The sequence below is a fragment of the Psychrobacter sp. TB20-MNA-CIBAN-0197 genome (assembly GCF_040309765.1).
GTDB classification, from domain to species: domain Bacteria; phylum Pseudomonadota; class Gammaproteobacteria; order Pseudomonadales; family Moraxellaceae; genus Psychrobacter; species Psychrobacter submarinus.
Map to the genome: position 1 here is coordinate 1 of NZ_JBEOPC010001379.1, position 236 is coordinate 236.

At 48.3% G+C, this 236-nt stretch carries 1 protein-coding gene; it reads right to left on the minus strand.

The features are described from left to right. Positions 1-236 (minus strand): hypothetical protein (locus AAEY83_RS18470; protein WP_351061606.1); only part of this gene is annotated, 236 nt, incomplete at both ends.

A 236-nucleotide genomic window follows, 5' to 3' on the forward strand; every position in this document is an offset into this window, starting at 1 on the left:
GAGTAGCTACGATTCCAGCCACTGTCACGGCGAATATTACGTGCCAATGAAGCTTTTAGCGTTCGGGTAGACAAATCAAAGTTACCTTTGCCTTGATCGATGACCTCCTCTTCATAGGTGAGGCGCGCATCTAGCTTATCATTAAGCGGATGCTTCCACGGTCGGCTGCCATAGACCGAGACATTCTTACTAATTCTAGAAACCTCAGTTTCTGCGCCAGCTTGATAGCCTTGACG